This is a genomic window from Aliiruegeria lutimaris, assembly GCF_900099935.1.
Classification (GTDB): Bacteria; Pseudomonadota; Alphaproteobacteria; order Rhodobacterales; family Rhodobacteraceae; genus Tropicimonas; species Tropicimonas lutimaris.
The window spans coordinates 1-11,914 of record NZ_FNEK01000033.1 but is presented as its reverse complement, the minus strand read 5'-3'; the positions used below and the strand labels follow the sequence as shown (position 1 = coordinate 11,914).

Below are 11,914 nucleotides of genomic sequence, written 5' to 3'. Positions count from 1 at the left end.
TTCCCCCCAGGGTTTCGATCAAACTGGTCTGTGAACCGGCCTCAGGCCGAGATCACCTCCCAGCGCTTCGTCTTCGAAATCGGCGCGCATTCCTGGATGCGGACTTGATCGCCAATCTTGAATTCGTTTTTCGCGTCATGGGCGCGATATTTCTTGGACGAACGAATGGTCTTGGCAAGCAGCGGGTGCTTGTAACGACGTTCGACCAGAACGGTCACGGTCTGCTCGTTCTTGTCCGAGGTCACGGTGCCGGTGAGGATACGCTTGGGCATTGGATCAAGCCTCCGAAGCGGCACCAGCCGCTTTTTCGTTAAGGACGGTCTTCACACGGGCAACGTCACGGCGAACCTGACGCATACGTGCAGTGCTTTCCATGGCGCCTGTCGCCTGCTGGAAACGCAGGTTGAAGGCTTCTTTTTTCAGATCGGTCAGTTTCTCGCGGAGCTGGTCCGGAGTCTGATCGCGAAGTTCAGTGGCGTTCATCGCCATTTCCTTTCTCAAAACGCCAGTGAGCCCCTGGATTGCTCAGGGTCACTCGAGACCTGACGGATGATTAGACGTCAACACACACGAATCCCGTCGCCGGGAATCCGTGAGATGCCGCTCTATAAGGGTGAGTCTACGCGGGGGCAAGGAAAAAAGGCCTGCGATGCCTCCGCGCGCACAAAGCCCTTTGCCATCAGGCGAGTTTGCGCCAATCTCCGGGCCAGAATGCTGCATGCAGGACCGCGAGCGGCAAGTGCATGTCGGCGGAAAGCGATTTCATGACTCACCCCAGACCGCCCGTTGGCGTCGCCCTGTTCCTCGCGCTGTTCATCCTCGTCGTTACAAGCATCTCGCCCGCCTCCTCGCCCTGGACGGCAACGCACTGGCTCTTCACCTATGAGCACGGCTTTATCAAGCGCGGCTTCATGGGGAGCCTGCACGCCCTTGTCTCCGACGAGGTTGGCCTTCGGTCCGTCTGGATGACCCATATCGTCGTTTCCATGGCGGCAAGCGTGGCCTTCTGCACCCTCATCCTTCGCACCGTCCGCGCGAACCAAACTGGCCCCGACGACACCCAAACCGCCGACATGGCGGCATTGGCCTTCGGGCTGATGCTCCTGTCGGGAAGCGGCATCGTTCAGCAGTTCTTCTTCGATACCGGCCGTTTCGACGTCTACGGCTTCCTGCTGCTCTGCGCGGCTTTTCTCGCGACCGGGAAGCTGCACCCGATCCCCGCGCTTCTCACCATCACATTCCTGTCCATACTCGCGATCCTGATCCACGAAGCGTTCTTCTTCTGGATCGCCCCCGCTGCGCTTGCCCTGTGGCTCCTGCACCACCCATTCTCCCGAACCAGCCTCGTTCCCCTCCTCTCCTGCGCCGCCGCAATCGTGCTGGTCACATTCCTCGCCGGCCATTCCAGCCTTTCGGACCACATGACCTTCGAAGAAGCGAAATCCGCACTTCAACAGCGCGCCGATTTCGAAGTCAGCAATCCATCGCTGGAAGTCCACTTCCGGAACCTGGAAGAGAACATGCGCTACACCTTGCAAAGAGCCCTGACCAAGGAACGCGCGTTCCTCGCATTGATCGCCCTGACAATTCTGGGCCTCCAGACCGTGATCTTCTTCGCAATCCTTCAACCGGCCAGAACCGGACTTGGCTACCTGCGCAGCATGAGCGTCCTGCTCTGCTTCTGCCCCATCGCTCTGGTCCTCTTCGGACACGACCACGGGCGCTGGCTCGCAATGATCAACGGGAACCTGGCGGTGATGCTGCTTGCGGCAGCACGCTTGAATCCCGGCATCCTTTCCCGACTGGCCCCGCTGACCATCGCAACCATGCTGCTCGTCGTTCTTGCCCAAGCCAGCCTCGGCCCGTTCGGAATCATGATCCCCTACCCGGAACTCGACCTGTTCAACGCGCTCAAGACCCTCCTCGAAGGGTAAGCCTACAAACGCGACGAGGCTTCGACTCGTATCGGAAACGACCGGGAGACCAGCTCGGGACGCACCCGACCCCGGGAGGGCATCCACTCCGCCGGAGCGAGGCACCTCATTTCCAACCTTGGCCCGGGCGTCCAGCCCGGGCCGCGCCCGACCCTCCCCCCGGGAGGGCGCCTTGGCGATGTCATCCACCGCACAGACGTCTTTCGGGGCTTTAGGATAAATCGCAGGCCACAAGCGCCGCGAAGCGCCCACCCAGAATCGGGCGCGCCCCTACGCGTATCGTTCCCAGTGCACGAACCGGGATGGAAGCTTTCTTCGACAAGCCAATTTGCTCGCGTTAACGATTGCGTCACGGAAGTACGCGACATTCAATCCTATCGCCCCCCTTCTATTTAAAGAGGTAACAATCTCCGTAACCGCATAGACCCGCGGTCTGTTTGTAAACCGACACAAAAAAAGTTCCGACTAGAGAAGGACCGGTGACGAAAGTTATTGCTGATGGAAGTTTTATTTGGCGGTTTGTTCATCCTCGGTGTCTTTTATCTCGCCTTTAGGCCGAGCCGGTTCAAGAACAAAACCAGCACACCAGCAGTTGAGACGCCTTCAGAATTGCGTCCAAACCCAAAGCCTTCCACTGAAACCAAAACGGATCAACCAACGCGATTTGACGAAAAAAGTGCGGAGCAGTCGCATGCGGCGCGCATTTTGTCAGGCCCGGCCTGGATAGTCGATGGCGATACAATAAAAGTCCAGAATACGCAGATCCGCTTGTTCGGGATCGATGCGCCCGAACTGAATCATCCCTACGGAAAGAACGCCAAATGGGCTTTGCATAGGCTGTGCAAAGGACACACCGTCCGAGCAGAGATTTCTGAAATGGATGACTATGGTCGAACGGTAGCGCGATGCTACCTTTCGGACGGGCGAGATCTATCAGCAGAGATGGTCAAACAAGGCTTGGCCATTGATTGGCCAAAATTCTCGGGCGGTCTTTACCGGAACTTAGAGCCGTCAGATGTTCGCAAGAAGCTCTTTCTTGCCGATGCTCGCCAAAAGGGAAAAATGCACGTTTGGAAAAAATTCGAGGAAAGGCAATCTATATAAAAACGTCCTGTCTTTTCGTATCGCCGGACCTCGTCAGCTGCACTGGCAACGTTGGCTTTCTGCTCGGTGCTTTCGCTAACGTGAGCTCGACACAAGAGGACGAGTATATTTCTGTTGCGGGTTCGAGCCGGTCATCCAACAAAAACCATCGGATGACCGGAAGGAGACATTCCAGCGCTTCGCCCCCCCTCAATCCTCAAACACACCACGATACCCGCCCTCCCCGGAGCCGGGATACCCCGCCGCCCGTGCGCCCTCCCGCCCCGCCTCCTGCGCAGCTTCGAACCGGCGGGCCGTCTCCTCGAAATCCTGTCGCAACCGCTCGACCGATCGGCTGTCGAACCGCTCGATCATCTCCAGGTCGCGCATCGAGACCACGGCTGCGAAGGGGCGGCCGTGTTTGGTCAGCAGGATGCGTTCGGAGATATGCGAGACCCGCGCCGTCCACATCGCGATCTGCGTGCGGAACTCGCTGAGCGGGATCATCTGGGTCTTGATATGCGGGGCGGGGGTCATCTCGGCCATGCCCGCATCTGACCCCAGCCCGGTTTCGGGAGTGTTAACCCGGCGCGCGCTGACACCGGCCACGCCTTTCGGTCGAACTATCGGTCAAAACCCCGCCTCGGATTGACCGAAAAAGCGACCCAATCCGGGTTCGGGCCTCTCCAATACGTCTTCCGAGCGGGGTTTCGGTCGCAAAACAGGTCCTATAGGTCCGATTTTCGGTCAAACCCGTCCGCGGTTTCGTGCAAAACGACCGGAATTCCGCTCAATCCCAGCGGTAATTGAAGCTCACGCTGATCCGCTCGTCCTCGGCCATGTTCAGCGGCACCTCGTGGCGCAGCCAGCTCTCCCAGAGCAGCACCTCGCCCACCTTCGGTTTCATGTGGATGAACGTCTGCAACTCCCGCCGCGCCCCTTTTTTTCTTGGCGGCGCCGCCATCATCCGCGCCGACCGCGGGTCTTCCAGCTTCAGCGCAGACGCCCCCTCCGGCATCGACACGTAAGTCGTCCCCGAGATCACCGAATGCGGATGCAGATGCGAGCTATGCGTCCCGCCCTCCGGCAGAATGTTGATCCAGAGATCCTCCAGAACCAGCTTCCGCCCATCGAGGTCGAACTCCAAATCTTCCGCAAATTCAACAACATGCCGATCCAACGCTTCCTTCAGATCGGCAAAGACCGGAAACCGCCAGGGCAGATCCGTCAGCGACGCATAGGACGTGTAACCCGGATACCCATTCTCCTCGCACCAGGTCTGCCCCGCCTCGTCATCCTGCGCGATGACAAGACAGGAATTCTCCAACTCCTGCGGGTCGATGGGCTTCCCGAACTCCCTGAGTTCAGCACGGTAAAGACGGGTAACGAAGAGAGACTCGATCTGGGGCATGGGCTCCTCGGGCAGGTTGTTTGAACTCGGAATAGCCGGAAAGGCCGAAAAAGGAAAACCCCCGCTGCTCTCAGCGGGGGCTCTCTAACTTTACCGGCTGACGGTCCGCAGAAATCGTCGTTTTCCGCAAAACCGTTCGCGTTCTGAAAGACTTACCAGTCTTCCCGAGCAACGATCCGGGTCTTGATCGGCAGCTTCATCGCGGCCAGACGCAGAGCCTCGCGGGCGACCTCGTCGGTCACACCGTCGATCTCGAACATCACGCGGCCGGGCTTGACCTTGGCGGCCCAGTAATCCACCGAGCCCTTACCTTTACCCATCCGAACTTCGGTCGGCTTGGAGGTAACCGGGGTATCCGGGAAGATCCGGATCCAGACGCGACCCTGACGCTTCATGTGACGCGTCATGGCCCGACGGGCGGCTTCGATCTGGCGCGCGGTGATGCGCTCGGGCTGGATCGCCTTGAGGCCATAATGGCCAAAGTTCAGGTCAGACCCGCCCTTGGCTTCGCCCTTGATCCGGCCCTTGTGGAGCTTGCGGAATTTTGTGCGCTTCGGTTGCAGCATTTTTTCTACTCCTTACCGGTCACGGTCACGGCGGCCACCGCCACCGGAACCACGCGGCCCGGGAGCATCCTGAAGCTCTTGAGCCTTGCGATCACGAGCCGACGGGTCGTGCTCCATGATCTCGCCCTTGAAGATCCAGACCTTGATTCCGATGATCCCGTAGGGGGTCATGGCCTCGGAGGTTGCATAATCAATGTCGGCACGCAGGGTGTGCAGGGGCACACGGCCTTCACGGTACCATTCGGTCCGGGCGATCTCCGCACCACCAAGGCGGCCGGCGACGTTGACCCGGATGCCGAGGGCACCCATGCGCATCGAATTCTGGACCGCACGCTTCATGGCACGGCGGAAGGACACGCGACGCTCCAGCTGCTGGGCAATGGATTCGGCGACCAGCGCCGCGTCCAGCTCAGGCTTGCGGACCTCGACGATATTGAGGTGCACTTCGCTGGCGGTCATCTTCGCAAGCTTCTTGCGCAGGGTTTCGATATCCGCGCCTTTCTTGCCGATGATAACGCCGGGGCGGGCGGTGTGGATCGTAACGCGGCACTTCTTGTGCGGGCGCTCGATGATCACCTTGGAAACACCGGCCTGCTTGCATTCCTTCTCGATGAAGTCGCGGATCGCGACATCTTCGAGCAGCAGGTTTCCGAAGTCCTTGGTGTCGGCGTACCAGCGGCTGTCCCAGGTGCGGTTCACCTGCAGGCGCATGCCGATCGGATTTACTTTATGACCCATTAGGCTTGCTCCTCGACCTGGCGGACCTTGATGGTCAGTTCCGAGAACGGCTTGTTGATCCGACCATATCGACCACGCGCCCGCGGACGACCGCGCTTCATGACCAGGTTCTTGCCGACCCAGGCTTCCGCGACGATCAGCTCGTCAACGTCCAGGTTGTGGTTGTTCTCGGCGTTGGCGATCGCGGACTGAAGGCATTTCTTCACGTCCTCGGCGATCCGGCGCTTCGAGAAGGTCAGGTCCGTCAGGGCCTTTTCAACCTTCTTGCCGCGGATCATCGCCGCTACGAGGTTCAGCTTCTGCGGCGAAGTACGGAGCATGCGCACCTTGGCCATCGCCTCGTTCTCCGCCACGCGGCGGGGATTCTTTTCCTTGCCCATGGTGGATTACTTCCTCTTGGCTTTCTTGTCCGCCGCGTGACCATAATAGGTACGGGTCGGAGCGTATTCGCCGAACTTCTGGCCGATCATGTCCTCGGACACGTTGACCGGAATGTGCTTCTGGCCGTTGTACACACCGAAGGTGAGACCAACGAACTGCGGCAGGATGGTGGAGCGGCGCGACCAGATCTTGATGACCTCGTTGCGGCCCGACTCACGGGATTTTTCGGCCTTCTTCAACACGTAACTGTCGACGAAGGGACCTTTCCAAACGGAACGCGACATCTATCAGCGACCCTTCTTCTTGGCGTGGCGCGAACGCACGATGAGTTTCTGCGACGCCTTGTTGGTGTTGCGGGTGCGCGCACCCTTGGTCGGCTTGCCCCACGGGGTGACCGGGTGACGACCACCAGAGGTCCGGCCTTCACCACCACCATGCGGGTGATCGATCGGGTTCATCACGACACCACGGACCGACGGACGCTTGCCCATGTGGCGGACACGACCGGCCTTGCCGAGATTCTGGTTCGAGTTGTCCGGGTTCGACACGGCACCAATGGTGGCCATGCATTCCTGACGCACCAGGCGCAGTTCGCCCGAGCTGAGGCGGATCTGGGCGTAGCCACCGTCACGGCCGACGAACTGGGCATAGGTGCCCGCGGCGCGCGCGATCTGACCACCCTTGCCGGGCTTCAGCTCGATGTTGTGCACGATGGTACCGATGGGCATGCCCGAGAAAGGCATCGCGTTGCCTGGCTTCACGTCCACCTTGGAGCCGGCCACGACCTGGTCACCGATAGCGAGACGCTGCGGGGCAAGGATGTAGGCCTGCTCGCCATCTTCATACTTGATCAGCGCAATGAAGGCGGTCCGGTTCGGATCGTACTCGATCCGCTCGACGGTTGCCGCCAGGTCGAACTTGTTGCGCTTGAAATCGACGATACGATAGAGGCGTTTCGCCCCGCCACCGCGGCGTCGTGCAGTAATACGTCCGGTGTTGTTCCGGCCACCCTTCTTCGTCAGACCCTCGGTAAGGGATTTGACGGGGCGTCCTTTCCACAGCTCCGAACGGTCGATCAGCACCAGCCCGCGCTGGCCCGGCGTCGTCGGCTTGTACGACTTGAGTGCCATGCTTTCTGTCTTCCGTTAGCTTTGCTGGGCTTTGCGCCCCGCTATGTATGGGCCTTGCGGCCTGGGTATAGGGCCCTCGTGAGAGGTCCCCAGGCTATCGTTCTTTCGAACAAAACCAAAGCCCCGGAAGACTCCGGGGCCACGGCGATGGGTCCTCTTATGGAAAGGAGCAGGGCGGGTCAAGCGATTCCCGGCAGAAACCACGTGGAAACCCGCCGCGACCGTAGGCCGTGCCAACACCTGCCCTTGGGGTCAGCCGGGACCGTGGCCCCGGTGGCGCCGCGCAAGCCCGGCGAACGCTCCTACGCCCTTGTACCAACGGTAGCCATGGCATCGCCTGCCCGTGGGATGGCGCTCCAACGCCTGCGCCTCTCCCTTTATCGTGACGATCCGAAGATGCTCGACACGCGGCACTGGCTTCGCCAAAGCGCCAGCCCGCCGGGACGGGCAGGCGCTGGCACGGCGGCTTCGCCTTGATTCCGTGCTGGGATTCCTGAGAATCGGTCAGGAGAAACCAATCTAAAACGGGATTTCATCGCCTAGATCTTGCGCCTTAGGCTTCGGAAGTTCCTTGCGAGGCGGCTCGATCCTCTTTGCTTCCGCGGGCTTGGGCAAATGTGGCTCTCTTTCCTTTGCATCATCCACTTCGCCGAAGATAATCTTAGCCCATTTCCACCACGGCTCAGCACCTTCTCCAGCGAGGTTCCTGCTAATTCCAGCCAAGCCGCGAGCAAGATCGCCAAAGCGTGCCAACGCCGTTCTTGGTTTGCTCACTTCTTTTGCAAGAGTCGCCAGTATTTCGAACAGGCGCTCCTTCTTGCCCGTTTCAGCGTACGACTCTTCAACTGCTGTGCGGATTTTTTCGATCAGCGCATGTATCTTTGTCTTTTGCGCGTCTGTTAGCCCAACAGAATTATGATTCGAACGACGGGAACCTTGAACTCGGATATGGATTAAGACGCTATCAACTTCTCTGTAAAACTCCCAGAAAACCTCATCAAAATCCGAACCGCCCAGATGAGTTCCTTGCCAACGGAACAAAGAATCGATTTCAAGAGCTCTTGCTGCCGCAAGCGTCTTATTCATGTAGTCAGTAGCATCGAATTTCCACGCAGACTGGTTCGAATTTATATTTTCTGTAAAATCTCTTCTGAACTCCGCTTCTAACTGCAAAAACGCGAGTTCATTGTCGTCAGGAAGTTCAGGAAATTCTTCGCTCACTTGTTACGTTCCTTTGTCGCTACCACCGTCCACGGAAGGGCGCTTCGCCAAAACTAAATCCAGCCTTCAGATACTGCAACCATACCTTGGAACGTCGTAACAAGATCCATCGTTGAACAAGAAAGCCCCCCGCCTTCCGGCGAGGGGCCCCATTCTTCCGATCTGTCCCTAGCCTCAGAGGCCGGTGGACACGTCGATCGTGTTACCCTCTTCGAGGGTCACATAGGCTTTCTTGACTGCCTTGCGCTTGCCGAGCTGGCCCCGGAAACGCTTGACCTTGCCCTTGGTGACGGTCGTGTTGACCGCTTTCACCTTCACACCAAAGAGACCTTCGACGGCTTCCTTGATCTGCGGCTTGTTGGCGTCGATGGCGACCTCGAAGACCACGGCATTCGCCTCGGAGGCCATGGTGGCCTTCTCGGTGATGACGGGCTTGCGGATCACGTCGTAAAATTCGGCTTTCACGCTCATTTCAGACGGGCCTCCAGAGCTTCGACACCCGCTTTCGTGATCACGAGCGTGTCACGCTTGAGGATGTCCATGACGTTGGCACCGATCGAGGGCAGCACGTCCAGACCTTCGATATTGGCAGCGGCGCGAGCGAAGTTTTCGTTCACTTCCGAGCCATCGATGATCAACACACGCTTCCAGCCGAGTTCCTTGACCTGCTTGGCCAGGATCTTGGTCTTGGCTTCGTCCAGCGCCGCGGTCTCGATGATCACGAGGTTGCCGGAGGCCACCTTGGACGACAGCGCGTGCTTCAGGCCGAGCTTGCGGACCTTCTTGGGAAGGTCGTGGGCATGGCTGCGCGGGGTCGGGCCCTTGTAGATACCACCCTTGCGGAAGATCGGCGCGTTGCGGTCGCCGTGGCGAGCGCCACCGGTGCCCTTCTGGCGATAGATCTTCTTGGTCGAGTAGCTGGTTTCCGAGCGGGTCTTGACCTTGTGGGTACCGGCCTGCGCCTTGTTGCGCTGCCAGCGGACCACGCGGTGCAGGATGTCGGCACGGGGCTCCAGGCCGAAGATCTCTTCGGACAGTTCCACGTCGCCGGCGGCCCCGCCGTCGAGCTTGATCACATCAAGTTTCATTCTTCCGCACCCCCTTCAGCAGGCGCTTCGGCCGGAGCCTCGGCGACGGCGGCAGCTTCAGCGGCCTTGATCGCGGCCGGGAACGGCACGCCTTCCGGCAGCTTCTTCTTGACGGCGTCCTTGATGGTGACCCAGCCACCCTTGGAGCCCGGCACGGCGCCCTTGACCATGATCAGGCCACGGTCGGCGTCGATACGAACGACTTCCAGGTTCTGGGTGGTAACACGGGCAGCACCCATGTGACCGGCCATCTTCTTGCCCTTGAACACGCGGCCCGGGTCTTGACACTGACCGGTGGAACCGTGCGAACGGTGCGAGATCGACACGCCGTGCGAGGCGCGCAGACCGCCGAAGTTGTGCCGCTTCATGGCACCGGCAAAACCTTTACCGATCGAGGTGCCACTAACGTCGACCTTCTGGCCTTCGATGTAGTGCTCGGCGGAAATCTCGGCGCCGATCTCGATCAGGTTGTCCGGGTCCACGCGGAACTCGGCCACCTTGCGCTTGGGCGCAACGTTGGCAGCAGAGAAGTGACCGCGCATGGCTTGCGAGGTCCGCTTGGCCTTGGCCGAACCGGCGCCCAGCTGCACGGCGGTATACCCGTCGCGGTCCATGGTGCGCTGGTCGACGACCTGCAGGTTGTCGAGTTGAAGAACGGTCACAGGGATCTGCTTTCCGTCCTCGAGGAAAAGGCGGGTCATGCCCACCTTCTTGGCGATAACTCCAGAGCGCATGATCTGATGCCCTCCTTAGTTCAGCTTGATTTCGACATCGACGCCGGCAGCCAGGTCGAGCTTCATCAGCGCGTCCACGGTCTGCGGAGTCGGGTCCACGATGTCGAGCAGACGCTTGTGGGTACGGATCTCCCACTGGTCGCGCGATTTCTTGTCGATGTGAGGTCCACGGAGAACCGTGAATTTCTCAACCTTGTTCGGCAACGGGATCGGGCCACGCACCTGTGCGCCCGTCCGCTTGGCGGTATTGACGATTTCCTGCGTGCTGGCGTCCAGCACTCGGTAGTCAAACGCCTTCAGCCGGATGCGGATGTTCTGGCTTTGCATTGTCAGTCAGCCTTGTTCTCGGCATTGGGGTTGAGAGGTCGAATGCGGCTCATTCCACACCCGGCTTCGAACCCGGATCAAAAGGGTGGGGCAGGCCATGAGGCCCACCCCGAATTCGTCGATCGTTCGAGAGATTACTCGAGGATCTTGGAGACGACGCCGGCGCCGACGGTGCGGCCGCCTTCGCGGATGGCGAAGCGGAGCTTCTCTTCCATCGCGATCGGCGCGATCAGGTCAACCGTGAACGAAACGTTGTCGCCCGGCATCACCATCTCGGTGCCCTCGGCCAGCGTCACCGTGCCGGTCACGTCCGTGGTACGGAAGTAGAACTGCGGACGGTAGTTGGCGAAGAACGGGGTGTGACGGCCGCCTTCTTCCTTGGTCAGGATGTAGGCCTCGGCTTCGAACTTCGTGTGCGGGGTCACGGAGCCCGGCTTGCAGAGAACCTGGCCACGCTCGACGCCCTCACGGTCGACACCGCGCAGCAGCGCACCGATGTTGTCGCCGGCTTCGCCGCGGTCCAGCAGCTTGCGGAACATCTCGACACCCGTGCAGGTGGTCTTCTTGGTGTCGCGGATGCCGACGATCTCGATCTCGTCGCCAACATTGATCACGCCACGCTCGACACGACCGGTCACAACCGTGCCGCGGCCGGAGATCGAGAACACGTCCTCGATCGGCATCAGGAACGGCTGGTCGACGGCACGCTCGGGCGTCGGGATGTACTCGTCGACGGCGGCCAGAAGCGCACGGATCGAGTTCTCACCCATCTCCGGATCACGGCCTTCCATCGCGGCCAGCGCGGAACCGGTGATGATCGGGATATCGTCGCCCGGGTACTCATAGCTCTCCAGAAGCTCGCGGATTTCCATTTCCACCAGCTCGAGCAGCTCGGGATCGTCCACCTGGTCGGCCTTGTTCATGTAGACGACCATGTAGGGGATGCCGACCTGGCGGCCGAGCAGGATGTGCTCGCGAGTCTGCGGCATCGGGCCATCGGCGGCCGACACGACCAGGATCGCGCCGTCCATCTGGGCAGCACCGGTGATCATGTTCTTGACGTAGTCGGCGTGGCCGGGGCAGTCAACGTGGGCATAGTGGCGGGTGTCGGTCTCGTACTCGACGTGGGCGGTCGAGATCGTGATCCCGCGGGCCTTCTCTTCGGGCGCGCCGTCGATCTGGTCATAGGCCTTGAAGTCGCCAAAATACTTCGTGATCGCCGCCGTCAACGTCGTCTTGCCGTGGTCAACGTGACCAATCGTGCCGATGTTCACGTGCGGTTTGCTGCGGTCAAACTTTTC

General features: G+C 60.1%; 17 protein-coding genes. 2 read left to right on the top strand and 15 right to left on the bottom strand.

Translation table 11 applies throughout. The features are described 5' to 3' along the window. Positions 1 to 41 precede the first annotated feature (41 nt). Together rpsQ and rpmC are read right to left on the bottom strand one after the other, a co-directional pair. Positions 42 to 272 (bottom strand): 30S ribosomal protein S17, encoded by a 231-nt coding sequence (rpsQ, locus tag BLR85_RS15690; RefSeq protein ID WP_093157955.1) that lies wholly within the window; start codon positions 270 to 272, stop codon positions 42 to 44. Positions 273 to 276: 4 nt separating this feature from the next. After that, the gene (gene rpmC, locus BLR85_RS15685) at positions 277 to 483 is read right to left on the bottom strand and encodes a 50S ribosomal protein L29 (protein ID WP_093158071.1); all 207 of its coding nucleotides are present in this window, start codon (positions 481 to 483) and stop codon (positions 277 to 279) included. A gap of 281 nt (positions 484 to 764) precedes the next feature. Between rpmC and BLR85_RS15680 the strand changes: the two genes are divergently transcribed. Together BLR85_RS15680 and BLR85_RS15675 are read left to right on the top strand one after the other, a co-directional pair. Beyond that, positions 765 to 1,934 carry a hypothetical protein gene (locus BLR85_RS15680; protein ID WP_093157953.1) on the top strand — a complete coding sequence of 390 codons (1,170 nt, stop codon included), beginning with the start codon at positions 765 to 767 and terminating at the stop codon, positions 1,932 to 1,934. Positions 1,935 to 2,432: 498 nt separating this feature from the next. After that, complete coding sequence (locus BLR85_RS15675) at positions 2,433 to 3,038, top strand: thermonuclease family protein (RefSeq protein WP_093157950.1); 606 nt, start codon at positions 2,433 to 2,435, stop codon at positions 3,036 to 3,038. A 189-nt stretch (positions 3,039 to 3,227) separates the two neighbouring features. On the opposite strand, the gene BLR85_RS15670 is transcribed toward BLR85_RS15675, so the two are convergent. The 13 genes from BLR85_RS15670 to tuf all read right to left on the bottom strand — a co-directional run. Then, complete coding sequence (locus BLR85_RS15670; RefSeq protein WP_093157947.1) at positions 3,228 to 3,563, bottom strand: type II toxin-antitoxin system Phd/YefM family antitoxin; 336 nt, start codon at positions 3,561 to 3,563, stop codon at positions 3,228 to 3,230. Between the two features lie 244 nt (positions 3,564 to 3,807). Then, complete coding sequence (locus tag BLR85_RS15665) at positions 3,808 to 4,428, bottom strand: 2OG-Fe(II) oxygenase family protein (RefSeq protein ID WP_093157944.1); 621 nt, start codon at positions 4,426 to 4,428, stop codon at positions 3,808 to 3,810. Between the two features lie 152 nt (positions 4,429 to 4,580). After that, complete coding sequence (rplP, locus tag BLR85_RS15660) at positions 4,581 to 4,994, bottom strand: 50S ribosomal protein L16 (protein WP_068315476.1); 414 nt, start codon at positions 4,992 to 4,994, stop codon at positions 4,581 to 4,583. Positions 4,995 to 5,006: 12 nt separating this feature from the next. After that, positions 5,007 to 5,732, bottom strand: coding sequence for a 30S ribosomal protein S3 (gene rpsC, locus BLR85_RS15655; RefSeq protein ID WP_093157941.1), 726 nt, complete (start codon positions 5,730 to 5,732; stop codon positions 5,007 to 5,009). Further along, positions 5,732 to 6,112 carry a 50S ribosomal protein L22 gene (gene rplV, locus BLR85_RS15650; RefSeq protein WP_093157939.1) on the bottom strand — a complete coding sequence of 127 codons (381 nt, stop codon included), beginning with the start codon at positions 6,110 to 6,112 and terminating at the stop codon, positions 5,732 to 5,734. Before rplV ends, rpsC begins: the two co-directional genes overlap by 1 nt. 6 nt (positions 6,113 to 6,118) lie before the next feature. Then, entirely contained in the window at positions 6,119 to 6,397 is a 279-nt protein-coding gene (gene rpsS, locus BLR85_RS15645) for a 30S ribosomal protein S19 (protein ID WP_068315468.1), read from the bottom strand. Between the two features lie 3 nt (positions 6,398 to 6,400). Next, positions 6,401 to 7,243, bottom strand: a complete 843-nt coding sequence (gene rplB / locus BLR85_RS15640) for a 50S ribosomal protein L2 (protein ID WP_093157936.1) — start codon at positions 7,241 to 7,243, stop codon at positions 6,401 to 6,403. A 519-nt stretch (positions 7,244 to 7,762) separates the two neighbouring features. Next, positions 7,763 to 8,464: a hypothetical protein gene (locus tag BLR85_RS15635; RefSeq protein WP_093157933.1), complete on the bottom strand. Its 702-nt coding sequence runs from the start codon at positions 8,462 to 8,464 to the stop codon at positions 7,763 to 7,765. 174 nt (positions 8,465 to 8,638) lie between these two features. Next, positions 8,639 to 8,935, bottom strand: a complete 297-nt coding sequence (locus BLR85_RS15630; protein ID WP_093157930.1) for a 50S ribosomal protein L23 — start codon at positions 8,933 to 8,935, stop codon at positions 8,639 to 8,641. Then, positions 8,932 to 9,552 carry a 50S ribosomal protein L4 gene (gene rplD / locus BLR85_RS15625; protein WP_093157927.1) on the bottom strand — a complete coding sequence of 207 codons (621 nt, stop codon included), beginning with the start codon at positions 9,550 to 9,552 and terminating at the stop codon, positions 8,932 to 8,934. Before rplD ends, BLR85_RS15630 begins: the two co-directional genes overlap by 4 nt. Next, a complete protein-coding gene (rplC, locus tag BLR85_RS15620) occupies positions 9,549 to 10,286 on the bottom strand; it encodes a 50S ribosomal protein L3 (protein ID WP_093157924.1) in 738 nt (245 codons plus the stop codon). Before rplC ends, rplD begins: the two co-directional genes overlap by 4 nt. A gap of 15 nt (positions 10,287 to 10,301) precedes the next feature. Beyond that, entirely contained in the window at positions 10,302 to 10,613 is a 312-nt protein-coding gene (rpsJ, locus tag BLR85_RS15615; RefSeq protein WP_068315453.1) for a 30S ribosomal protein S10, read from the bottom strand. A 134-nt stretch (positions 10,614 to 10,747) separates the two neighbouring features. Next, positions 10,748 to 11,914, bottom strand: a 1,167-nt coding sequence (gene tuf / locus BLR85_RS15610) for an elongation factor Tu (RefSeq protein WP_139188422.1), incomplete at its 5' end; no start/stop codon positions are given.